General features: G+C 66.3%; 14 protein-coding genes. 12 read left to right on the top strand and 2 right to left on the bottom strand.

What is annotated here, in order from left to right:
* Nucleotides 1-112: 112 nt before the first annotated feature.
* Nucleotides 113-1,297: an acyltransferase family protein gene (locus ACOJB8_RS14540; RefSeq protein ID WP_475013062.1), complete on the bottom strand. Its 1,185-nt coding sequence runs from the start codon at nt 1,295-1,297 to the stop codon at nt 113-115.
* Nucleotides 1,298-1,496: 199 nt separating this feature from the next.
* Here ACOJB8_RS14540 and ACOJB8_RS14535 point away from each other — a divergent pair, with 199 nt between their 5' ends.
* The 4 genes from ACOJB8_RS14535 (at nt 1,497) to ACOJB8_RS14520 (ending at nt 6,611) form a co-directional block, all read left to right on the top strand.
* Nucleotides 1,497-1,640, top strand: coding sequence for a hypothetical protein (locus ACOJB8_RS14535; RefSeq protein WP_165979327.1), 144 nt, complete (start codon nt 1,497-1,499; stop codon nt 1,638-1,640).
* Between the two features lie 267 nt (nt 1,641-1,907).
* Nucleotides 1,908-2,798 carry a UTP--glucose-1-phosphate uridylyltransferase GalU gene (gene galU, locus ACOJB8_RS14530; RefSeq protein ID WP_069266176.1) on the top strand — a complete coding sequence of 297 codons (891 nt, stop codon included), beginning with the start codon at nt 1,908-1,910 and terminating at the stop codon, nt 2,796-2,798.
* Nucleotides 2,799-3,163: 365 nt separating this feature from the next.
* A complete protein-coding gene (locus ACOJB8_RS14525) occupies nt 3,164-4,801 on the top strand; it encodes a S53 family peptidase (RefSeq protein ID WP_069266036.1) in 1,638 nt (545 codons plus the stop codon).
* Between the two features lie 136 nt (nt 4,802-4,937).
* Nucleotides 4,938-6,611 (top strand): S10 family peptidase, encoded by a 1,674-nt coding sequence (locus tag ACOJB8_RS14520; protein ID WP_069266035.1) that lies wholly within the window; start codon nt 4,938-4,940, stop codon nt 6,609-6,611.
* 37 nt (nt 6,612-6,648) lie between these two features.
* Here the strand turns inward: ACOJB8_RS14520 and ACOJB8_RS14515 are convergent, their stop codons facing one another.
* The gene (locus tag ACOJB8_RS14515) at nt 6,649-7,173 is read right to left on the bottom strand and encodes a nucleoside 2-deoxyribosyltransferase (protein ID WP_069266034.1); all 525 of its coding nucleotides are present in this window, start codon (nt 7,171-7,173) and stop codon (nt 6,649-6,651) included.
* A gap of 283 nt (nt 7,174-7,456) precedes the next feature.
* On the opposite strand from ACOJB8_RS14515, the gene ACOJB8_RS14510 reads away from it, so the two are divergent.
* The 8 genes from ACOJB8_RS14510 to recD all read left to right on the top strand — a co-directional run bounded on the left by ACOJB8_RS14510 (nt 7,457) and on the right by recD (nt 22,809).
* Nucleotides 7,457-8,365: a glutamate/aspartate ABC transporter substrate-binding protein gene (locus ACOJB8_RS14510; protein WP_069266175.1), complete on the top strand. Its 909-nt coding sequence runs from the start codon at nt 7,457-7,459 to the stop codon at nt 8,363-8,365.
* A gap of 163 nt (nt 8,366-8,528) precedes the next feature.
* Nucleotides 8,529-9,770 carry an NAD(P)/FAD-dependent oxidoreductase gene (locus tag ACOJB8_RS14505; RefSeq protein WP_475013052.1) on the top strand — a complete coding sequence of 414 codons (1,242 nt, stop codon included), beginning with the start codon at nt 8,529-8,531 and terminating at the stop codon, nt 9,768-9,770.
* 321 nt (nt 9,771-10,091) lie between these two features.
* A complete protein-coding gene (ugpA, locus tag ACOJB8_RS14500; RefSeq protein WP_475013050.1) occupies nt 10,092-10,973 on the top strand; it encodes a sn-glycerol-3-phosphate ABC transporter permease UgpA in 882 nt (293 codons plus the stop codon).
* Nucleotides 10,973-11,818, top strand: coding sequence for a sn-glycerol-3-phosphate ABC transporter permease UgpE (gene ugpE, locus ACOJB8_RS14495; protein WP_475013048.1), 846 nt, complete (start codon nt 10,973-10,975; stop codon nt 11,816-11,818). The genes ugpA and ugpE overlap by 1 nt, the downstream gene beginning before the upstream one ends.
* A 25-nt stretch (nt 11,819-11,843) precedes the next feature.
* Nucleotides 11,844-12,920 carry a sn-glycerol-3-phosphate import ATP-binding protein UgpC gene (locus ACOJB8_RS14490; RefSeq protein ID WP_368617782.1) on the top strand — a complete coding sequence of 359 codons (1,077 nt, stop codon included), beginning with the start codon at nt 11,844-11,846 and terminating at the stop codon, nt 12,918-12,920.
* 264 nt (nt 12,921-13,184) lie between these two features.
* The gene (gene recC / locus ACOJB8_RS14485; protein ID WP_475013046.1) at nt 13,185-16,769 is read left to right on the top strand and encodes an exodeoxyribonuclease V subunit gamma; all 3,585 of its coding nucleotides are present in this window, start codon (nt 13,185-13,187) and stop codon (nt 16,767-16,769) included.
* Complete coding sequence (gene recB, locus ACOJB8_RS14480) at nt 16,766-20,602, top strand: exodeoxyribonuclease V subunit beta (RefSeq protein WP_475013044.1); 3,837 nt, start codon at nt 16,766-16,768, stop codon at nt 20,600-20,602. Before recC ends, recB begins: the two co-directional genes overlap by 4 nt.
* Nucleotides 20,599-22,809 carry an exodeoxyribonuclease V subunit alpha gene (gene recD, locus ACOJB8_RS14475; RefSeq protein ID WP_475013042.1) on the top strand — a complete coding sequence of 737 codons (2,211 nt, stop codon included), beginning with the start codon at nt 20,599-20,601 and terminating at the stop codon, nt 22,807-22,809. The genes recB and recD overlap by 4 nt, the downstream gene beginning before the upstream one ends.
* The last annotated feature ends 61 nt before the right edge of the window (nt 22,810-22,870 follow it).

Here is a 22,870-nt window from a genome sequence, read left to right as displayed (position 1 = left end):
CTACTTTCTTTGCCGCTGCAAAGAAAGTAGGTGCCGCCCCGCACAGGGGCAACGCCTGCATACCGACGCGAAAACAAGGAAAGGCCAAAGTGGCCAAAGCGGCCAAAGAGGATCAAGCGACGACCCGCTTCCTAAGCCGAGCAGCAGCATGAAGCGCGGGCTTTTCGAAGATCCGATAGAACACCCAGGCAACGGGAATCACGGCCAGAGTGAAGCCGAACGAAGGCCATATCGAAGACTGCAGCTCCGAGCGGAACAATAGCGAGCCGAGCAATACGAAGAGCGGCAAGTGAATGAGATAGAGCGAGTAGCTGAAATCGCCGATCCTGGAGAACAGCGACTGCAGAAAGCCAGGGGAAGCAGGCGCAGGCCGCGCAAGCGCTTTGACGAGATAGCAGGCAAACGCGCAAGCCCAAAGCTGAAACGCCCCAAACTGCCCGAAGTGAAACGCCACGCAACCGGCGACAGCGAAGAGCGCCGCAGCAGGATAGGCGAACCGAAAGCCAGAAGACCCGCGCAAACGCACTTCGGCGATCCAGGCGCCAAGCATCCACGAGAACCAGTACGAAGTGAAAACGATGATGTCATGCCGCTCCAGCGTCAACGCGGAAACGACATTGATGAGGGCCACGGCAACGAGCACGACGTTCAACCCAAACCGGCGGCGCGCAGCAAAGAGCAGCGGATACAGCAGATAGAACTGCACCTCGAGCGAAAGAGTCCAGAGCGCGCCATTCGAGCCATACGTCTTACCAGCCACGCCTTGCAGCGAGAACAGGTTCACGAAGAAATCACGCACCCCGATCTCATTGATCTTGTGGCTCACAGGAAGCAGCGAGAGGCTGACCGAATCCACAGCCAGCGTGAGCAGCAACGCGGCGAGCAGCACCGGATAGATGCGCACGAAGCGGCGCAACCAGAACTGCCGCGCGTCGAGCCGGAAATCGGGGTTCGAGAAGAGCCGCGCGGCGCCGCTGCGGTGAATGCAATAGCCGCTGATGACGAAAAAAATCGGCACGCCCGCCGATCCCCACGCAATCGGGAACGTCAGCCACGCGGCCAGCGTCCCGGGGCTCGCGAGGCTGGCGTGCAGCTGGTGGAACGCGCCCATGCCGATCCAGGTGACCTGGCGGCAATGGAAATAGGCCACCAGCAAGGCCGCAAAGCCGCGCAGGGCTTCGATCAGATGCTCGCCGGCAAGCTCGCGGGCCGCAGCCACCGGCCGCGCTGCAGGAGCAGCAGCGGCGGGCAGGGCGGATGCAGGCGGCATGGCGGTTTGGAGTACGGGATCGCTCATCGGTGTCGGCCGGTCCTTGGGGAGAGTATCCGCCGATCTTAGGGGCGCGCGCGCGAGGGAAGTAAGCAAAAGATTTTCAAAATGTATTCATACGGAAACGATAAATGGAGAAATAAATGGATTGAAAAACAAAGCGGTTTATTTATCGAATTTGGAATGCTAGTTTGAGCGTGATCGACTATGGTCGCTGGAGAATCCGATGAACCTGCACTTGCTGGCCGGCGTGGCCGTGCTGTTGATACTCGTGGGGGTGTCCGCGTATCGCGAGGCGTTGCGCAACGAGCCCATCCGGCGCGCACGCACGCGCTCCGGCGCATTGCCGCCCGTTGACGAAGCGGAATAGCCTGCGCCCCGAACAAGACGCGTCATTGACAGAAGACCCGAGCAGGAAATTCATGCCGATCTGCCTGGAATTATCCAGGATGAATGGTAATAATTTCCGGTGTTATGCTGGAATCGTGTAATCCGAATTTATTGGCCTTTTTTTATTCCTTAAAAGGCGCTAAACAATCTTATTCAATACAAGAATCTGCCACGGCAGAACCTCGGGGAAGTCGGCTTGCCTCGCTGCGAGACCGAGACTCAAACGAACGATCTGGGAATGGACATCATGCTGAAAGTAACCAAAGCGGTATTTCCTGTTGCAGGCCTTGGGACGCGCTTCTTGCCCGCCACCAAGGCGAGCCCGAAGGAAATGCTGCCGATCGTCGACAAGCCGCTCATTCAGTACGCGGTGGAAGAGGCGATCGCTGCGGGGATTACCGAAATGATCTTCGTGACCGGCCGCAGCAAGCGCGCGATCGAAGACCATTTCGACAAGTCGTACGAGATCGAATGCGAACTCGAAGCCCGCAACAAGCAAAAGCTGCTCGACGTCGTTCGCAGCATCAAGCCAGCCAATGTGGACTGCTTCTACGTGCGCCAGGCCGAGGCGCTCGGTCTCGGCCACGCCGTGCTGTGCGCGGAAAAGCTCGTGGGCGGCGCGCCGTTCGCCGTGATTCTCGCGGACGACCTGCTCTACAGCCACACGCCGGTCATGAAGCAGCTCGTGAACACGTTCAATCACTATCACAGCTCGGTGGTGGGCGTTGAATCGATCGCGCGTGAAGACAGCGCGTCGTACGGCATCGTCGACGGCCGCGAGTGGGAAGAGGATGTGTTCAAGCTGTCGGGCATCGTCGAAAAGCCGGCGCCGGAAGTCGCGCCGTCGAATCTCGGCGTGGTGGGCCGCTACGTGCTGATGCCCACGATCTTCGAACATCTGCGCGCACTGAAGCCGGGCGCAGGCGGCGAGCTTCAACTCACCGATGGCTTGCAGTCGCTGCTCACCGAAGAACAGGTGCTCGCATACCGCTATATGGGCACGCGTTTCGACTGTGGCAGCAAGCTCGGCTACCTGAAGGCGACGGTGGAGTTCGCGCTGCGCCATCCGGAAGTCAAGGACGAGTTCGAAGCGTATCTGCAAGCGCATCTGCCGGCGGCGCTGCCCGCGGCGGCATAAAACTCCATAGCGGCACAACCACGCTACGGGGTACTTCATGCGCGCGGGCTCGAAGCCCGCGCGCGTTTCACCCATCTCGCATTATCTCCCCAACATTCCTCCGCGACCTGGCCTTGCCGCGTCGCCGTGACAACTTTGCAATCGTCACCGGTGTATAACGGTTCTGGCGGGCATGCCGAATGCGTGCAACGCGTCGTTTGCGTTCGTGCCGCGTGGTGGGCCGCTCGTGCGGCGGCCATGCTGCGTGAATATTCCAACGATTTTGTACGGCATTCCGGGCCGGTTTGGCGCGCGGAACTCCCGTCATTCAACGCGTGTCCGAAGACCAGAACCCAGGCACGCGCTTCAAGGAGGAGCAACCGGCCATGACCAGGCACCTACCCGTGGCAGGCAGTGAACATCCCGCGCCCGCCGGCGCGCAGTGCGTCGGCGCTTGCGACCCGGCGGAGCGCTTCAGGGTCGTGCTGATCCTGCGGCGTCAGGCGTCGGCAGAATTTCACGAGCTGGTGGACCGGCTCGCCGCGAACGACCCCGCCGCGCAGCCGGTTTCGCGCGAGGAATACGAGCGGCGCTTTGGCGCCAGCGCCGCCGACATCGAGCGCGTCAAGCAGTTCGCGAGCGCGCATGGGCTCAGCGTGGATCAGGCCGATGCCTCGGCGCGCCGCGTCGTGCTCTCGGGCACGGTGCAGCAGTACAACGCCGCCTTCGGCATCGACCTGCAGCGTTTCGAGCATCAGGTCGGCAAAACCACCCATCACTTTCACCAGCCGAGCGGCCCCCTGCATTTGCCGGAAGACATGCATGAGGTCGTCACCGCGGTGGTGGGGCTCGACAATCGTGCGAAGGCGCAGCCGCACTTTCGCATCATGCCGACGAGTCTGACCAACGCGCCGGCAGACGCGCCGGGCGCACCGGGTGCCTCTATCCGCCCGCCAATCCGCGCCGCGCGAGCGGTGACCAGATCGTTCACGCCGTTGCAGCTCGCGGAGCTATACAGCTTTCCCGCGGGCGACGGCGGCGGCCAATGCATTGCCCTGATCGAAATGGGCGGCGGCTATGACACGGCGGACCTTAGCGCCTATTTCAGCGAGCTGGGCGTGAGCGCGCCGCGCGTGGAAGACGTGTCCGTCGATCAGGCGACGAACGCGCCGACCGGCGACCCCAACGGCCCCGACGCCGAAGTCACGCTCGATGTGGAGATCGCCGGTGCGCTGGCACCCGGGGCGCTCATCGCCGTCTATTTCGCGCCGAACAGCGAGGCGGGCTTCGTCGATGCGGTGAGCGCCGCGCTGCACGACAGCCAGCGTAAGCCTTCAGTCATCTCGATCAGCTGGGGCGCGCCGGAGTCGGCGTGGTCGCAGCAAACGCTCGGCGCGCTGAACGACGCGTTGCAAACGGCCGTCGCGCTCGGCGTGACCGTGTGCACGGCTTCGGGCGACAGCGGCTCGTCGGACGGCGTGAGCGACGGCGCCGATCATGTGGACTTCCCCGCGTCGAGCCCTTACGCACTCGGTTGCGGCGGCACGCACATCGCGGCGTCGAACGGACGCATCTCGCAGGAAACCGTGTGGAGCGAAGGTGATAACGGCGCGACCGGCGGCGGCGTGAGCGCGACGTTCGCGTTGCCGGACTGGCAAAAGGGCCTGCGCGTCGTGCGTGGCAGCGGCGGGGCGGGGGCGCTGGTGCGGCGCGGCGTGCCCGACGTCTCAGCCGACGCCGATCCCGCCACGGGTTACGAAGTGCGCGTGGCGGGCGCGGATACGGTGGTGGGCGGCACGAGCGCCGTCGCGCCGCTGTGGGCGGCGCTGATCGCGCGCATCAACGCGGCGCGCGGCACGCCCGTCGGTTTCGCGAACGCGAAGCTCTATGCGCAGCCCGGCGCCTTCAACGACGTGACGAGCGGCAGCAATGGCGACTTCTCGGCGGCGCCGGGCTGGGACGCCTGCACGGGCCTCGGCACGCCGGTGGGCAGCAAGGTGGCAACCGCGCTCGGCTCGGCGTAGGATGAGCGCGGCACGCCGCCGCGACGCGCGCTGAGCACGAGAGGCAAGCGGCGGGCGCGATGCGGGTTGCATGAGAGGTTGCATTCGAAGTCGCATTCACTGTCTCGAACGCGAACACACAGAATGTGGAGACGACATGAACGACGAAGCGCAGTCCACCAAGGGCAACGGCGGCGCTCAAGGGGCCAGCCCCGCGAGCGGCAACGGCAAGCATCGCTCCCAGGCCGATCAGCCTTGCTTCGATCCCACCGCTTACGGCAACGGTCCCGACGACTTCGTCACCGACATGACCGAGAACGCCGCGATCACGCATCACGCGATCCAGATCGGCAAGGAAGTCATCGCCTATACGGCCACGGCGGGTCACCTCGTGACGGTCGATCCGAGCAGTTCGCAGCCCGACGCCAAGATCTTCTACGTGGCGTTCACGAAGGACGGCGTGCAGGCGCAGGACCGTCCCGTCACGTTCTTCTACAACGGCGGCCCGGGCTCGTCTTCCGTGTTCGTGCTGCTCGGCTCGTTCGCGCCCAAGCGCATCAAGACCTCGATGCCGGGCTTCACACCGCCCGCGCCCTATACGCTCGAAGACAATCCGGACAGCCTGCTCGACAAGAGCGACCTCATCTTCATCAATCCAGTGGGCACGGGCTATTCGGCCGCGATCGCGCCGCATCACAACCGCGACTTCTGGGGCGTGGATCAGGATGCGGATTCGCTCAAGCAGTTCATCAAGCGCTACCTCACGGCGAACGATCGCTGGAATTCGCCGAAGTTTCTCTATGGCGAGTCGTATGGCACGGCGCGCAGTTGCGTGCTGGCCTACCGGCTGCACGAGGACGGCGTGGATCTGAACGGCATCACGCTGCAGTCGTCGATTCTCGATTACACGCAAGCCGGCAATCCGGTGGGCGCGCTGCCCACGGCGGCCGCCGACGCGTGGTACCACAAGCGCCTCGGCGTGACGCCCGCGCCGAAGGACTTGCAGGCGTTCGCCGCGCAAGTCGCGCAATTCGCGCGCACCGATTACCTGCAGGCGCTGTCGAAGTTTCCCGATCCGAACGACAAGAGCATTCCGGCCACGCTCAAGACCTTGTCGCAATACACGGGCATCGACACGCAAACGCTGGAGTCGTGGAATCTCGACATCGCCTCGTACGACAGCCATGGCAATTCGCTTTTTCTGATCTCCCTCCTGAAGGACAAGGGCGTGGCGCTCGGCTCGTACGACGGCCGCGTGACTGCCATCGACACGGGCATTGCCGGCAACATCGACCCCAACTCGGGCGGCAACGATCCCACCATGACGGCGGTGAGCGGCGTCTATACGGCGATGTGGAACAGCTATCTGAACGAGCAGCTCAAATTCCGCACGAACTCGTCATTCACGGACCTGAACGATCAGGCATTCAAGAACTGGAACTTCGGCCATATCGACCCGACGGGTGCGCAAAAGGGCGTGGACGCGCAGGGCAATATCGTGCTTTACACGGCCGGCGATCTCGCGGCGGTGATGGCGCTGAATCCGGATTTGCGCGTGCTCTCGGCAAACGGCTACTACGACTTCGTCACGCCGTTCTACCAGACCGTGATCGACCTGCAGAAGATGCCGCTGCTCGACCAGAAGGTGCGCGATAACCTGAGCGCGCGTTTCTATCCATCGGGGCACATGGTGTATCTCGACGCCGGCTCACGCACGGCGCTCAAGGCCGATGTCGCGAAGCTCTATCAAGTCGCCGTGACGGACCGCCCCGCGGTGGCGCGCATTCGCGCGCTCCAGCGCATGAGCACGATGAGCACCATGCATCATTGAATTTTTTGCCGGCGCCGGCGCACGCATTTGCACGCGGTTATGGCGTGCGCCCCTGCGCCATGGCTTCGAGACACGCGCGCGCGTCGCCCTGCACGAGGCGCGCCGCGCACGCGATCATCAGGTTCTTCGCCAGGCCGAAATCTTCCACCAGATAGCCGCGTTCGCACACGCGCCCTTGCGCGTCGGGTACGGAGGGCACGCGTTCGATGAGCGTGCCTTCGTCGGATGAGTAAGCCCAGATTTCCTTGCCCAGCGCGGCCGCATAGCCGATCTCGAAGGCGGTGCCGGAGTCGGGCTCGCCGGGGCCACGAAAGTCGTTGACGTTTGCCATCACGATATCGGCGGCGCGGATCGATTCGACGTTCGCGCGATAGATCCACGCGGCCTGGCGCGGGCCGTCGAGGTCCGCGGGCGCTTGCGCGTCGAGCGGATAGACGCCTTCGAAGCCGAATTCCGCACACGCGGCGACGAGGCGTGCGCCGTGCTCGAGCGCGTCGCGCCGGAAGACGTCGAAGCCGGCGAGATACACGCGCGGGCGGCGGGGCAGCAGGGTCGAATTCATGGCGCGCGGTCCTCCAGTACAAGGGGGTCGTCGAGACCCCCGGTTCGACGATTCTAGCGCCGGGTCCCGGGCCGGTGAGGTTTCGTCTATCTTCCTGTTGCTTACAGACGATTGACAACATTTGTTGCCTCTCGCTACGATCATCTTCCTGATCGAAGCGCTGCCTTCGCTCGTACCCCTGGTATTTCCCGCATGTTGCGCGATGGTCGATTGTGGCGACAAATGGATGCTTCGACCGCGCAAGATGATCCCCGCAGACGAAGCGAACGACGAGGACCGACCCATGAACCGACTGAAGCGGCTGTCGCCGGCTTGCTGGGCCATCGTGCCGTGCCTCTGTCTGCTGCAGCCCGCGGCCGCGCAGGTCGCGCAGCCTACGCTCGAGAAGATCCGCTCGGCGAATATCATCGCCATTGGTCATCGCGAGACCTCGGTGCCGTTCTCGTACGTGGTCGGCGACCACCAGGTGATCGGCTTTTCGCAGGACATCTGCGACAAGGTCATCGACGCAGTCAAGCTCAGGACGAAGCGCCCGAACTTGCAGGTGCATTTCATTCCCGTCACTTCGCAAAACCGCATCCCACTCGTGCAGAACGGCACCGTGGACCTCGAATGCGGCGTCACGACGAACCTGAAGGCGCGCCAGGCCCAGGTGAGTTTCTCCGATACGTTCTTCGTCGCGACCACGCGCCTGCTCACGCGCAAGGACTCGCGCATTCACGACTTCGCCGATCTCGCGGGCAAGACGGTGCTCACGAACCAGGGCACGACGTCCGAGCGTATCTTGCGGCGCATGAACATCGACAAGCAGATGAACATGCGCATCATCAGCGCGCGCGATTATGGCGAGGGGCGCGCCACGCTCGAGTCGGGCCGCGCAGTGGCCTACATGATGGACGACGTGCTGCTCGCCGGCACGCGCTCACTCACGGCGAAGCCTTCCGAATGGGTGATCGTGGGCACGCCGCAATCGTCGGAGGCCTATGCCTTCATGATGCGCAACGGCGACCCTGAGTTCCGGCAACTCGTGAACGACACGATGGCGGGGCTCATGAAGAGTGGCGAAATCAATGCGATGTACGCGAAGTGGTTCGAGAAGCCGGTGCCACCCCAGCGCGTGAATTTCGAGTTTCCGATGAGCGAACAACTGCGCGCGCTCTATGCCGCGCCGAACGACCGCGCCTTCGACTGATTGCCTTGCGCAAGCGCGAACCATGAGATGATCTCGTTCCTGACGCGGCGAACGGCGAGGGCGGCCCATAGGCGCGAGGCTTCCAGCGCGCCTATGCGTCGCGGCCGCCGCTGCGCGCAATGAATCAATTAACGGGTAGAAAGCGGAAAAGGCGGGAGCGGACATGCAGGAAGACGGCAGTGCGGTGGTGATCGTTGGGGCAGGGCACGCGGGCGGCAACGCCGCGGCGCTGCTGCGGCAATACGGGTTTGGCGGCCGCGTGGTGCTGGTCGGCGAAGAACCGGTGCCGCCTTATCACCGGCCGCCGCTCAGCAAGGCGTATTTGAAGGGCGAGGCCGACGTCGAGCGCCTGTGGCTCAAACCGCGCGCGTTTTACGACGAGCAGCGCATCGAACTGAAGCTCGGCGCGAGCGCGCAATCGCTCGACCGCGCGAGCCGCACGCTCACGCTCGCCGACGGCAGCCAGCTGCAATACGACAAACTGATTTTCGCCACCGGCTCGACACCGCGCGCGTTGACGGTGCCGGGCCACGATCTCGCGGGCGTGGTCGCGCTGCGCTCGCTCGCCGACGCCGACGTGCTGCGCGAGCGCGTGAAGCCGGGCGAGAAGCTCGTGGTGATCGGCGCCGGTTATATCGGCCTCGAAGCGGCCGCGGCGGCGCGCCAGCTCGGCCACGAGGTCACCGTGCTCGAAGCCGCGCCGCGCGTGCTGGGCCGCGTGACGGGCGAGACCGTTTCCACGTTCTATGCGAACGAGCATCGCGCGCAGGGCGTGGAACTGCGCCTGAACGCGAAGATCGAGGCGCTCGTGGGCGAGGGCGGCAAGCTCACCGGCGTGAAGCTGGCGGACGGCGAGATCGTCCCCGCCACGCTCGCGCTGGTCGGCATCGGCATCCTGCCGAACGAGGCGCTCGCGAAAGCGGCGGGCATCACATGCGCCAACGGTATTCAGGTGGACGACGACACGCGCACGAGCGACCCGGAGGTCTTCGCGATCGGCGATTGCGCGCATCGGCCGCTTGCGCACTATGGCCGCGCGGGGCGCCTGGAAAGCGTGCACAACGCGGTGGAGCAGGCGAAGCTCGCGGCCGCCGCGATCGTCGGCAAGCCGCGTCCTGCCTGCGACGCGCCGTGGTTCTGGTCCGATCAGTACGACCTCAAGCTGCAGACGGTGGGCCTGCTCGAAGGCTATGACGAGGCCATCGTGCGCGGCGACCCGGCAGCGCGGCGCTTCGCGGTGTACTACCTGAAGGACCGTGTGCTGCTCGCGGTCGACGCCGTCAATTCGATGCCCGATTTCCTGTGCGGCAAGAAGCTCGTTGGCAAGGGCGTAAAGCTCGATCTCGACGCGCTGCGCGATCCCGCCACCGACATGGGCAAATTCGCAGCGGCGGCGCTCGCCTGAGCGGCGAGTCGAACGATGAAGTCAGGGGGCGGCGACGTCCCCGCTATTTTCGCGATCGGGAGACGCTGTGCGCCGGATCAACCTCCGCGCAGCCCGCTCGCCCCATACCTCCCCGCGTCAATCCCGCTCCCGGCGCCCGAGCGCGGCCTCCAGTCCCGTGCTTTCCCCCGCGCTTTGCCCCGCGCTTTGGCCCGTATTGTCACGAGTCTCGGCTAGAATGCGAACGCGGCGCCGCCCATGAAGCGGCTCAATTCGATCAACAAGCCGCGTCAACCGGTGTTCGCGCCCGTCCGAACGCCGCCACTCGAGGAGAGTGACGCAATGGAACAACGCTCCCGTTTTGGGGCGAGCCTGCTGCCGTACCTGCTCGTCGGGCCGCAACTGGCGGTGACCGTGATCTTTTTCCTGTGGCCGGCCGGGGTAGCGCTCCTGCAGTCCACCCAGGCCCAGGACGCCTTCGGCACGTCGTCGGTCTTCGTCGGCTTCGCCAACTTCACGCGGCTCCTGCACGATCCGCTCTATCTGGCCTCGGTCGAGACGACGCTCGTGTTCACGGCGCTCGTCACGTTCGGCGGCCTCGCCATTTCGCTGCTGCTGGCAGCCATGGCGCACCACGTGACGCGCGGCAAGCGCTTTTATCAAACGTTTCTGATCTGGCCGTATGCGGTCGCGCCGGTCATTGCCGCCGTGTTGTGGGGCTTTCTGTTCAACCCGAGCATCGGTCTCGTGACCTTCGCGCTCGCACGCTTCGGCGTGACGTGGAATCACGCGCTCAACCCCGGCCAGGCCATGACGCTCGTTGTGAACGCATCGGTCTGGCAGCAGATCAGCTATAACTTCCTGTTCTTCTACGCGGGCCTGCAGTCGATTCCGCAGTCCCTCTTCGAGGCGGCCGCCATCGACGGCGCGGGTCCCGTGCGGCGCTTCTTCGGCATTGCGTTCCCGCTGCTCTCGCCCACGAGCTTCTTTCTGCTCGTGGTGAACGTGGTCTACGCGCTCTTCGACACCTTCCCCGTGATCGACGCGGCAACGGGCGGCGGGCCTGGCCAGGCCACGCGCACGCTCGTCTACAAGATCTTCGACGAAGGTTTCCGGGGCCTCGACATCGGCAGTTCGGGCGCGCAGTCAGTCGTGCTGATGGTGATCGTGACCGCGCTCACGATCTTCCAGTTTCGCTTTATCGAACGACGGGTGCAGTACTGATGGTCGAGAACCGCAAATACTTCAACCTGTTCTGCCACGTCATGCTGCTGCTCGGTGTGGCGGTGGTGGCCTTTCCCGTGTACGTGGCGTTTTGCGCCGCCACGATGAACGAGAAAGAAGTCTTCTCGGTGCCGCTCTCGCTCGTGCCGGGCACCCATCTGTTCGCGAACATGGCCACCGTGTGGAACGTGGGCACGGGCAGCGCGGCGAGCCCGTTCGGCGTGATGCTCATGAACAGCGTCATCACGGCGCTCGTGATTTCGGTGGGCAAGATCGCCATATCGATCATCTCGGCCTATGCGATCGTGTTTTTCCGCTTTCCGTTCCGGCGTCTCGCGTTCTGGCTGATCTTCGTGACGCTCATGCTGCCCGTGGAAGTGCGCATTTTCCCCACGGTGCAGGTCGCGGCCACACTGCATCTCACGAACACTTACGCGGGCCTCACGCTGCCGCTCATCGCTTCGGCCACGGCCACGTTTCTGTTCCGCCAGTTCTTCCTCACGCTGCCCAACGAGCTGATCGAGGCGGCGCGTATCGACGGCGCGGGGCCGCTGCGTTTCTTCTGGGACGTCGTGCTGCCGCTTTCCAAAACGAACATCGCGTCGCTGTTCGTCATTACGTTCATTTACGGCTGGAACCAGTATTTGTGGCCGATTCTCATGTCGAGCACGGCTTCGATGACGACCGCCGTGGTGGGCATCAAGAGCATGATTTCGAGCGGCGACGCAGCGACGCAATGGCATCTCGTGATGTGCGCGACGATGATCGCCATGCAGCCGCCGCTCGTGGTGGTGCTGGCCATGCAGCGCTGGTTCGTGCGCGGCCTCGTGGACGTGGAGAAATAAGCATGAAGGCAATTCGGGGGACGGCATGGCGGCATTGAGCATACGGGGCGTCACGAAGTCTTACGATGGCGCGCAACAGGTGTTGCACGGCATCGACGTGCAGGTGGCGGACGGCGAATTCATGGTGCTCGTCGGCCCGTCGGGCTGCGGGAAGTCCACGCTGCTGCGCATGGTCGCGGGGCTGGAAACGATCACGTCGGGCGAGATCGCCATCGGCGAGAAGGTGGTCAATCGCGTGGAGCCCAAGGATCGCGACATCGCCATGGTGTTCCAGAACTACGCGCTCTATCCGCACATGACGGTCGCGCGCAACATGGGCTACAGCCTGAAGCTGCAGGGGCTCGACCGCTCGACGATCGATTCGCGCGTGGCGGCGGCCGCCGAAATCCTCGAACTGGGCAAGCTGCTCGAGCGCAAGCCGCGCGAGCTTTCGGGCGGCCAGCGTCAGCGCGTGGCGATGGGCCGCGCGATCGTGCGCGAGCCTTCGGTGTTTCTGTTCGACGAACCGCTCTCGAACCTCGACGCGAAGCTGCGCGTGCAGATGCGCCTCGAGATCCAGCGTCTGCATGCGCGTTTGCGTACGACGAGCCTGTACGTCACGCACGACCAGATCGAGGCGATGACGCTTGCGCAGCGCGTGATGGTGCTCAACGGCGGACGCGCGGAGCAGATCGGCACGCCGAGCGACGTGTACGACCGGCCCGCTTCGATGTTCGTGGCGAGCTTCATCGGCTCGCCGGCCATGAACCTGCTGCGCGGGCGCGTGAGCGACGACGGCCGGCGCTTCGAAGTCGCGGGCAACGGGCCGCATCTGCCGCTCGGCGATGCGCCGGCCTGGCTGCCGAAGGGCGCGCAATGCGTGTTGGGCGTGCGGCCCGAGCATATGCACGCGCGCGGCGCCAACGAGCCGGTCACGCTCGAAGTCGAGACCTGTGAATTGCTCGGCGCGGACAACCTCGCGCACGGCCGCTGGGGCAGCGCGGATGTGGTGGTGCGCCTGCCGCACGAAACGCGGCCCACGCCCGGCGAGCGGCTGGCCGTGCACCTGCCGCCGGCGCGCCTGCACTTCTTCGATCCGGCTACGGGCAAGCGTCTGGGCTAGGCTGCGCCTGCCGGTGCCAACGCCGCGGCCTGCGCGCGAAAGCGGCGCTCGCCACGGCCTCGATTGTCGTAAACTGTCGCATCGCGCGGGCGCAAATGCCGCCCGCGCCATTCGTATCGGCAAGTAACGGCGCGTACCGGCATGTACCGGTATGTACCGGCACTAAACACGAACAGGCGACATGGCCGCAATTCCTTTTCTCCGCTTCCCCGCCCCATCTGCACAACCCGCGCGTAACCTGTGTCAGGCGCGCCGGAGCCGCGCTTGAGCGCGCGCGAACTGCCCACCGGGCTGATGCTCGTTCACGGCAATCAGCCCGAGCGCATGCGCGACCTGATCGTGAGCTGGATCGGCCAGAACCCGATCGCGCCGCTCGAAAAGGAAATGTTCCTCGTGCAGAGCAACGGCATCGCGCAGTGGCTCAAGCTCGCGTTTGCCGCCGATCCCGAGGAGGGCGGCTGCGGGATCGCGGCGGCGTTCGAAATGTCGCTGCCGTCGCGTTTCCTGTGGCAGGTGTATCGCGCCGTGCTCGGCAACGACGCGGTGCCCGCGGTCTCGCCGTTCGACAAGTCGCGCCTCGTCTGGCGTCTCATGCGCATGCTGCCGGCGCTGCTCGACGAGCCGGGCTACGCGCCACTCAAGCGCTTCATGGCCAACGACGAAGATCAGCGCAAGTGCTTCCAGCTCGCGCAGCGCGTGGCGGATTTGCTCGACCAGTATCAGGTCTATCGCGCGGACTGGCTCGCTGCGTGGGCCGCGAACGAGGACGTGCTGATCGATGCGCGCAACGCGCGCACGCCGCTGCCCGAGGAGGCGCGCTGGCAGGCGGCGCTCTGGCGCGCGCTGCTCGCGGATGTGGGCGCGCAGGCGCAAGACGGCATCGGCCTGCGCGACACGGGGCGTGCCGCCGTGCACGAAGCGTTCATGGCGCGCGCGCAGTCGTGGCAGGCGGGCGACGCCCGGCCGAAAGGCCTGCCGCGCCGGCTGGTGGTGTTCGGCATTTCGAGCCTCGCACGCCAGTCGGTGGAAGTGCTCGCGGCGCTCGCGCGCTGGAGCCAGGTGCTGATGTGCGTGCATAACCCCTGCATGCACTACTGGGCCGACATCGTCGCCGATCAGGATCTGCTGCGCGCGCGCCACGCGCGTCAGCGCCGCCGCGCGGGTGCGCCCGACCGGATCGATGAGGCGCAGTTGCATCTGCATTCGCAGCCGTTGCTCGCGGCCTGGGGCAAGCAGGGACGCGACTTCATCGGCCTGCTCGACGAATACGACAGCGATGAAGCGCGCGAGACTTACACGCCGCATTTCTCGCGCATTGGTCAGCGTATCGATCTGTTCGACGGCGAAGACGCGCTCACACTGCTCTCGCAGTTGCAGGACGACATTCGCGATCTGCGTCCGCTTGGCGAGACGCGCGAGCACTGGGAGCCTGTCGATGTGCAGGCGGACGAATCCATTCGCTTTCACGTTGCGCATAGCGCGCAGCGCGAAGTGGAGATCCTGCACGATCGCCTGCTCGCCGCATTTGCGGCAGACCCCACGCTGCGTCCGCGCGACGTAATCGTGATGGTGCCCGACATCGAGGTCTATGCGCCGCATATCCAGGCGGTGTTCGGCCTGCTCGACGGCAGCGACCCGCGCAGCATTCCGTTCAGCGTAGCCGACCGCGCACAGCGCACGTTCGACCCGCTCATCGGCGCGCTGGAAATGCTGCTTTCGCTGCCGTACTCGCGCGTGACGGTGAGCGACGTGCTCGACCTGCTCGAAGTGCCGGCCGTGCGCGCGCGCTTTGGCATCGACGCCGAAGACGTGCCCACGCTGCGCAACTGGATCGACGGCGCGAATATCCGCTGGGGCCTGCATGCGGGCCAGCGTGCGAGCCTCGGGCTCCCCCAGGCCGACGAACTCAGCGCACCCAATAGCTGGGCGTTCGGTCTGCGGCGCATGCTGCTGGGCTACGCCGCGGGCGAGCGTGCGGGCGCCTGGCGCGGCATCGAACCGTACAGCGAAATCGGTGGGCTCGACGCCGCGTTGCTGGGCCCGCTTACGCGCCTCGTGGATGCGCTCGACCACGCGTGGCGCACGCTGCGCGAACCGGCCACGGTGGAAGTGTGGTGCGAGCGTCTGCGCGCGTTGAAGGCGGCGTTTTTCGCGGCGCAGGACGAAGACGCCTACACGCTCGACCGCCTCGACGGCGCGCTCGAAACGTGGCGCGAGGCCTGTGATGAAGCCGCGCTCACGCAGAGCTTGCCGCTCGCCATCGTCGCGGAGAACTGGCTCGCGGCGCTCGAAGGCGGCGGCCTCTCGCAGCGCTTCTTCGCGGGCGCGGTGACCTTCGCCACGCTCATGCCGATGCGGGCGATTCCGTTCCGGCGCGTGTGCCTGCTCGGCATGAACGACGGCGACTATCCGCGCAGCCGCACGCCGCTCGACTTCGACCTCATGCGCCGCGACTATCGCCCCGGCGACCGCTCGCGCCGCGAAGACGACCGCTATCTGTTCCTCGAAGCGCTGCTTTCGGCGCGCGACCATCTGCATGTTTCGTGGATCGGGCGCAGCGTGACCGACAACACGCCGCGTCCGCCTTCGGTGCTGGTCGGACAGTTGCGCGATCATCTCAAGGCCGGCTGGCGGCTCGAAGGCGACGAAAACGACAACGGCGAAGCGCTGCTCGACGCGTTGACCATCGAGCATCGCCTGCAGCCGTTCAGCCCGGACTATTTTCCGCCGCGGCCGGAAGAGGCGACGCTGTATACGTATGCGCACGAGTGGGGCAAGCCCGCCAAGGTGCGGCCCGCGGCTGAAGCGAACGCCGACGTCCTCGCGCCGACTGAACGCGACGAGCCGCTGTCGATTCGCGAGCTCGGCGAATTCCTGCGCGAGCCGGTTCGCAGCTTCTTCCGGCAGCGTCTGCGCGTGGCCTTCGAAAGCGTGGACGCGGCGAGCGAAAATCACGAGCCCTTCGAGGTGGACGCGTTGCAGGCGTGGCAGCTCCAGGGCGAGTTGATCCGCGCGCAGGTTCTGGCAATGGAACGCGGCGAAGACGATCTCGAACCGGCCGCGCTTGCGCGCCTCGAGCGCATGCATCGCAGCGGCGACCTCGCGACCGGCGGCTTTGGCGAGGTGATCGGCGAAGAACTGCTCGCGCCCATGCCCGAACTGTTCGCCGAATATCGCAAGGCGCTCGCGCGCTGGCCCGAGCCGCTCGAGCATCAATACGAAATCCGTCTCGATGCGACGCGGGAAGGCCGCATCGTCTCGCTCGACGACTGGCTCGACGATTTGCGCGCGGGCCCGGACGGCGCGCTCGGCCGCGTGATTCTGGAGCCGGGCACGCTCGTGAAGGACAGCCGCTATCGCAGCGACCGTCTCGTGCCTTATTGGGTCGCGCATGTGGCCGCGCAGATCGCGGCCGGGCCGGTGACCACGGTGATCGTGAGCAAGGTGGGCGTGGTGGAGTTCGCGCCGCTCGACGCGCAGGTTGCGCGCGACTATCTGGTGGCGCTGCTGGCCGCGTGGGACGACGGTGCGCGCCGGCCCTTGCCGCTCGCGGTGAAGACCGCGTTCGCATGGCTGCGCAAGCTGCCTGATCCATTCGACGGCACGCGCGCGATGGTGCCTGCCGAAGCGTGGGAAGCCGCACGCGCGGCCTACGAGGGCAATGCCCGCACGCCGGGCGAGCGCGAGACGAACGCGTATTTGCGCCGAGCCTTCCCCGATTTCGACGCGCTCGTTGCCCACGACGAGTTCATTACGCTCGCCACGACGCTGCTGCTGCCGGTGAGCCGCGCGCCGCTCGCGTCGTCGCGTGCGAAACGGGCCTCCAGCGAGGCAGGAGGGGCGGCATGAATCCGCTCGGGAACATGGACGCCCAAGTCCTGGAGCCGCTGCGCTTCCCGCTTTACGGCAGCCGCCTGATCGAAGCGAGCGCAGGCACGGGCAAGACCTTCACGATCGCCATGCTGTACGTGCGCCTCGTGCTGGGGCACGGCGCGCTCAACGCAGCAAGCGACGAAGCGGATTTCGATGACGAGGCGCGCACGTCAGGCCGCGCGCTCACGCCGCCCGAAATTCTCGTCGTGACCTTCACCGACGCGGCCACGAAGGAGCTGCGCGAGCGCATTCGCGCGCGCCTCATCGAAGCCGCCGAATGCTTCCGCGTCGAGCCTGAAGACGTGCCCGAGCGTGAGCCGGGAGAAGACCTGTTGCACGATCTGCGCGAGGACTACGCGCCGGAGCAGTGGCCCGCGTGCGCGCGCCGCCTGCAACTGGCGGCCGAATGGATGGACGAAGCCGCGGTCTCGACGATTCACGGCTGGTGCAATCGCATGCTCAGCGAGCACGCGTTCGACAGCGACAGCCTCTTTTCGCAGACGCTCGAAACCGACCAGACGGAATTGCGCGCCGAAGTCGTGCGCGACTACTGGCGCACCTTCATGGCGCCCCTCGACGCGGCGAGCGCCGCCGAAGTGAGGGCATGGTTCGCGAGTCCCGACGAATTGCACGACGCAATACGCGGGCTGCTCGCGCACGCCGATCTTTTGCCCGACGCATGCGACCCCGGCGCGGCACTGGCAGACGCCCGCCGGCGCGCACGCGACGAACTCGAAACGCTGAAGGCGCCGTGGCGCATCTGGATCGACGAAGTCGAGGCGTTGCTCAACGCGGCGCGCGCCGCGAAACAGTTCGACGCCAGAAAGCTCAATTCGAAGCACAGCGAAACATGGATCGGCAAGCTGCGCGACTGGGCCAACGATCCCGAATCCGCGCATCCCGGTTTCGACGACAAGGCGGCCGTGTGGACGCGCCTCACGCCCGCGGGCCTTGCCGAGATCTGGGTGAAGGGCGAGCCGCCCGGGCATGCGGCCTTCGTGGCGATGGAAAGCTTGCGCGAATCGCTGGCTGCGCCGCCCGCGGCGAAGCAAGACCTGCTGTGCCATGCGGCACGCTGGGTGGCGAAGCGCTTCGAGGAAGAAGAGGCGCGCCGCTCGCAAATGGGCTTCGACGATCTGCTCACGCGGCTGCGCGCGGCGCTGCAGCGCGAGAACGGCCCACGTCTCGCGGAAATCATCCGCAAGCAGTATCCGGTCGCGCTGATCGACGAGTTTCAGGATACCGACCCGGTTCAGTATCAGATCTTCGATGCGGTCTATCGCATCGCCGAACACGACGCCGAAACGGCCATCGTCCTGATCGGCGACCCGAAGCAGGCGATCTACGCGTTTCGCGGCGCGGACATCTACACCTACCTGCGTGCGCGTCGTGCCTGCGAGGGGCGGCTCTACACGCTCAAGAAGAATTTCCGCTCGACGCGCGCGATGGTCGAGGCGGTGAATCGTTGCTTCGAGGCGGCGGAATCGCGGCCAGAGGGTAGCGGCGCGTTTTTGTTTCGCAGCCCTGATGGACGCGAAAACGCACTGCCGTTCGTGGCTGCCGATGCGCATGGACGCCCCGAGAGGCTGGTTGCCGCCGGCGCGGCGCTGCCCGCGCTCAACGTCTGGTGGATGCCGCCTGCCGCAGATGGCAAGCCGCTCAGCAAGGGCGCGTATCTCGCGGGCATGGCCGGCAGCTGCGCGACCGAGATGGTGCGCCTGCTCAATCTCGGCCAGGAGCAGGCAGCGGGTTTCTCGGGCGAGCGCGGCATGCGGCCGTTGCAGCCCGCGGACATGGCGGTGCTCGTCAACAACCGCAGCGAGGCGCAGGCGATACGCGAAGCGCTGGCCGCGCGTGGCGTGCGCAGCGTCTATCTGTCGGATCGCGACTCGGTGTACCAGACGCCGCAGGCCGAAGAACTGCGCTTCTGGCTCGCGGCCTGTGCCGAGCCCGACGACGGCCGCCTCGTGCGCACGGCGCTCGCCACCCCCACGCTCGGGCTCGCGTGGGCAGAACTCGACCGGCTCGGGCACGACGAGATCGCGTGGGAGTCGCGCGTGCTGCAGTTCCGCGAGTACCGCGAATGCTGGCGCAGGAAGGGCGTGCTGCCGATGTTGCGCCGCTTGTTCAACGACTTTCACGTGCCGCAGCGCCTGCTTGGCGAAACCGCTGGTGCCGGGCTCAATGGCGAGCGCGCGCTCACGAACCTGCTGCATCTCGCCGAACTGCTGCAACAGGCGAGCACGCAGCTCGATGGCGAGCACGCGCTGATCCGCTATCTCGACGAGCAGCGCGAAGACGAAAGCGCGGGCGGCGGAGGCGACGCGCGCCAGTTGCGTCTGGAAAGCGATGCGGGACTCGTGCAGGTGGTCACGATCCACAAGTCGAAGGGCCTGGAATATCCGCTCGTGTTTTTGCCGTTCGCGTGCGCGCACCGCGCCGTCAAACCCGACGACGTGCCGTTCAAGTGGCACGACGACGAAGGCGAATTGCGCGTCACGCTCGAGGCCGACGCGCGCGTGCTGCGTCAGGCCGATCGCGAGCGCCTCGGCGAGGACCTGCGCAAGCTCTACGTCGCGCTGACGCGCGCGCGTTACGCCACGTGGGTCGGCTATGGGCCGGTGCAGGGCGTCGAGGCGAGCGCGTTCGGGTATCTGCTTGGCGGCGGCGCGGCCATTCCTGCTCAGGAAACCGAAGCATGGCTCGACATGTTGCGCGGCCAGTGCACGGACATTGCCGTCGCGCCCGTTCCCGTAGCGCGCCGCGATCTGCTCGCGCTGCGCGACACCGGCGCCGTGCGCGGTAAGGCGCGCACGCTCGCGCATCGCGAGCGCGAACGCTGGTGGATCGCGAGCTATTCGAGCCTGAAGACGCTCGAAACGTCGATCGGTTCGGGCGTGCCCGTCGAAGCGGACGATGCGCGCGGCGCGCCCGACACGCGCAGCGAGGACGTGTTCCTCGAACTGCTCGACGCGAGCGTGCCGCCTGAAGACGACGATGCATTCGCAAGCGCCGGCCAGACGCTCGTCGCACCCGCGCTTGCGCCGATGCACGGGTTCGAACGCGGCGCGGACGCGGGCACGTTTCTGCACGAACTGATGGAATGGGCCGCCAACGAAGGCTTCGCCGAAATCGCGCAGGACGAAGCGCGCGTGCGCGACATGGTCGCGCGGCGCTGCAGCGTGCGCGGCTGGTCGCAGTGGATCGAGACGCTCACGGCGTGGATGCTCGAACTTGTGCGCACGCCGCTGCGTCTGCCGGACATCGACGGCGAGAGCGTGGCGCCCGTGGCGTTCGCGGCGTTCGAACCCGGCGCGTATATGGCCGAACTGGAGTTCTGGGTCACGGCGCATGCCGTCGATACGCTCGCAATCGACGCGCTTGTGACCGAATTCACGCTGGACGGCGAAGCGCGCCCCGCGCTCGACGCCGCGACGCTCAACGGCATGCTCAAGGGCTTCGTGGATCTCGTGTTCGAACACGAAGGCCGCTATTACGTGGCCGACTACAAGTCGAACTGGCTCGGCCCCGACGATGCGTCCTACACGCCCGCGAAAATGCGCGCGCAGATCCTGCATTCGCGATACGAACTGCAATACGTGCTCTATCTGTTCGCGCTGCATCGGCTGCTCAAGTCGCGCCTGCCCGATTACGACTACGACCGCCACGTGGGCGGCGCCGTGTATCTGTTCCTGCGCGGCGGCCGCGCGCCGGGGCAGGGGCTGCATTGCGAGCGGCCGCCACGCGAGCTGATCGAACGACTCGACGCGCTCTTCGCGCGTCACAACACGCTGGAGGATGTGGCATGACGAGGCGCCGCACGAAAGGGCAGGACGGACTCACCGGCGATCTGTTCGAGCATCTGGAGATGCCGGACGCCGCGCCGGAACCGAGGCCCGGCGCCGCGCGCGAAACGGCCGGGCAAATGCTCGGCGTGCTCGACAATTGGGTCGAGCGCGGCTGGCTCCGCACGCTCGATGCCGCCTTCGCACGCTTTTTGTGGACGGAAACGCCGCACAGTCCGCCGTTGCTGCTGCTGGCGGCCGCGCTTGCGAGCCATCAGCTTGGGCGTGGTCATGTGTGTCTCGACCTGAAGGCCACGCTGGAAGATCCGGCGTTCGCGTTGTCCCTTCCTCCAGATGGGCCGCAAATGCTGGCTGCAGTGCCGGCGCAGCCGCCTGCCGAAGTGCTCGCCGGCGTGACACTCGCGCAATGGCGCGCGGCGCTCGCGGTGCCCGATCTCGTGAGCGAGGAGACAGCGATTGCCGACGTGGCACAAGGCAATGCGCCGCTCGTGCTAACGGGCACGCGGCTCTACTTGCGGCGCTATTGGCAATACGAGCAGGACGTGCGCGAGGGCATCGAGCGCCGGCTCACACGCGCGGCACAGCTCGAAGCCGCGTTGCCGCTCGACATCGCGCGCGCGGCGCTCGATGCGCTGTTTGCGCCACGCGCCGGTCAAGTTGCGCGCGCCGCCGACTGGCAGAAGCTCGCCTGCGCGCTCGCCGCGCGCAGCGCGTTCAGCATCGTCACGGGCGGGCCGGGCACGGGCAAGACGACGACGGTGGTGAGATTGTTGGCACTCCTGCAGACACTCGCGCTCGGCCGTGCAGGGCAGGGAGCGCATGCCGCGCGGCCCTTGCGCATTCGGCTTGCCGCGCCCACCGGCAAGGCCGCGGCGCGTTTGAACGAATCGATTGCAGGCGCGGTCGAGCGGCTGCCGTTCGATGCGCTGCAGGCGCATGTCGACGCCGTGGCGCTGCGCAACGCGATTCCAACCGTCGTGACGACGCTGCATCGCGTGCTCGGCACGCGGCCCGGCAGCCGGCGCTTCAGGCACGACGCCGCGAATCCGCTGCCCGTGGACGTGCTCGTGATCGACGAGGCCTCGATGGTCGACCTCGAAATGATGGCCGCCGTGCTCGACGCGCTGCCGCCCTCCGCGCGGCTCATCCTGCTTGGCGACAAGGACCAGCTCGCTTCGGTCGAGGCCGGGGCGGTGCTGGGCGAGTTGTGCGACCGCGCGCGCGAAGGGCACTACACGCAGGCGTCGCGGGCGTGGCTCGAAGCGGCCACGGGCGAGCGCATCGACGCGGCCATGCTCGACGCGCACGGCCTGCCGCTCGATCAGGCCATCGCGATGCTGCGCGAGAGCCATCGTTTCGCATCGGAGAGCGGCATCGGCGCGCTGGCCGAACTCGTCAATCTGGGCGATGCAGTGGGAGTCGCGAAGATCTGGTCGCGCGGCTACGAGGATCTGGCACGCCTCGTGTGTCCCGCCGACGATGACGGCCCGTTGCGCTCGCTGATCGTCGATGGCCGCGTGGGCGAACACAGCGCCGCCCACACGCAGCGCCAGGGCTACCGCCACTACCTCGAAACGATGCGCACGACCCGGCCCGAGCCCGGCGCGACGCCCGAGGCGGTTGCCGGCTGGGCCGCTGGCGTGCTCAAGGCGCACGGCGCGTTTCAGCTGCTGTGCGCGCTGCGGCGCGGTCCGTGGGGCGTCGAAGGCCTGAACCGGCGCGTCGCGCGTCTGCTGCACGAAGAAGGGCTCATCGATCCGCACGGCGACTGGTACGCGGGCCGGCCCGTGCTCGTCATGCACAACGACTACGAGCTTGGGCTCATGAACGGCGATATCGGCATCGCGCTGGAGCTGCCCGTTGCGGCGGGGGAGCCGCCCGTGTTGCGCGTGGCCTTCCCGGCCGGCGACGGCTCGGGCGGCGTGAAGTGGGTCTCGCCGAGCCGGTTACAGGGCGTGGAGACGGTGTTCGCGCTCACCGTCCACAAATCGCAGGGCTCGGAGTTCACCCACGCCGCGCTCGTGCTGCCCGACACATACAGCCCCATTCTCACGCGCGAACTCGTCTACACCGGCATTACGCGTGCGCGCTCGTTTCTCACGCTCGCGGTGCCCGAGGGGCGCTCCGTGCTCGATCGCGCCGTGCTCGCCAAAGTGCAGCGCGCCAGCGGCCTCATGGCGGGACTCGCGCGCGACGCTCAGGCTGCGTGAACCTGCGTGAGCGGCCGGCACATAGGCCGAGGGCCGCTTTTGGCGGCCCTCGGCGCGTGCT

Source organism: Paraburkholderia sp. BR10141 (assembly GCF_056155635.1).
Note: the sequence above shows the minus strand (reverse complement) of the source record. Positions and strands in the feature narration are given on the sequence as shown.

Bases quoted from the DNA above. Each gene is read 5' to 3' on its own strand.
- ugpE (WP_475013048.1), top strand. From the start codon at position 10,973: ATGGTCGAGAACCGCAAATACTTCAACCTGTTCTGCCACGTCATGCTG.
- ACOJB8_RS14520 (WP_069266035.1), top strand. From the start codon at position 4,938: ATGAACGACGAAGCGCAGTCCACCAAGGGCAACGGCGGCGCTCAAGGG.
- recD (WP_475013042.1), top strand. From the start codon at position 20,599: ATGACGAGGCGCCGCACGAAAGGGCAGGACGGACTCACCGGCGATCTG.
- ACOJB8_RS14540 (WP_475013062.1), bottom strand. From the start codon at position 1,297: ATGAGCGATCCCGTACTCCAAACCGCCATGCCGCCTGCATCCGCCCTG.
- ACOJB8_RS14505 (WP_475013052.1), top strand. From the start codon at position 8,529: ATGCAGGAAGACGGCAGTGCGGTGGTGATCGTTGGGGCAGGGCACGCG.
- ACOJB8_RS14490 (WP_368617782.1), top strand. From the start codon at position 11,844: ATGGCGGCATTGAGCATACGGGGCGTCACGAAGTCTTACGATGGCGCG.
- ugpA (WP_475013050.1), top strand. From the start codon at position 10,092: ATGGAACAACGCTCCCGTTTTGGGGCGAGCCTGCTGCCGTACCTGCTC.
- recB (WP_475013044.1), top strand. From the start codon at position 16,766: ATGAATCCGCTCGGGAACATGGACGCCCAAGTCCTGGAGCCGCTGCGC.
- ACOJB8_RS14535 (WP_165979327.1), top strand. From the start codon at position 1,497: ATGAACCTGCACTTGCTGGCCGGCGTGGCCGTGCTGTTGATACTCGTG.
- ACOJB8_RS14510 (WP_069266175.1), top strand. From the start codon at position 7,457: ATGAACCGACTGAAGCGGCTGTCGCCGGCTTGCTGGGCCATCGTGCCG.
- ACOJB8_RS14525 (WP_069266036.1), top strand. From the start codon at position 3,164: ATGACCAGGCACCTACCCGTGGCAGGCAGTGAACATCCCGCGCCCGCC.
- ACOJB8_RS14515 (WP_069266034.1), bottom strand. From the start codon at position 7,173: ATGAATTCGACCCTGCTGCCCCGCCGCCCGCGCGTGTATCTCGCCGGC.
- galU (WP_069266176.1), top strand. From the start codon at position 1,908: ATGCTGAAAGTAACCAAAGCGGTATTTCCTGTTGCAGGCCTTGGGACG.